General features: G+C 42.9%; 1 protein-coding gene. It reads left to right on the top strand.

The genetic code is table 11. From position 1 onward, the window contains the following. Positions 1-294: integrase core domain-containing protein (locus L5M71_RS23090; protein WP_263220688.1), on the top strand; the 294-nt coding region annotated here is incomplete at its 5' end. Between the last annotated feature and the right edge of the window lie 242 nt (positions 295-536).

Here is a 536-nt window from a genome sequence, read left to right on the forward strand (position 1 = left end):
AGCCGCCTGAAATACCGTCAGCGGCTGTGGAAATATCAAATCACCCAGAGCATGAGCCGTCGCGGTAACTGCTGGGATAATGCGCCAATGGAGCGGTTTTTCAGAAGTTTAAAAACGGAATGGCTCCCGACACAAGGCTACAAGAGTTTTAGCGAAGCTAAACAAGATGTGACCGATTACATCATTGGTTATTACTGTGAAGTCAGGCCACATCATTACAATGCAGGATTGAGCCCAAATGAATCAGAGCGAAGATTTTGGGAAGATTCTAAAGCTGTGGCCAAATTTAGTTGACCATATATGGACGCCTCAGCTTTTACAACACTTTTGAATGATTGGTTCACTACCATATATTCGGCGTCTAAATAGGCTTTTTACCCGCGCCATGATGTAAATCCGAAACCTATTACCTTATCACTACATCGGCATTTAATGCCTTGGTCAAGTCAGGCTCTAATAGGTACGGTTGACCGTTTATTCATCAGTGCATGTAAACTTTTACGTGATGCTTAACGTCTTACGCAAACGCTTTATTA

The sequence above is a fragment of the Shewanella sp. SW1 genome, from assembly GCF_025653545.1.
Taxonomy (GTDB): domain Bacteria; phylum Pseudomonadota; class Gammaproteobacteria; order Enterobacterales; family Shewanellaceae; genus Shewanella; species Shewanella oncorhynchi.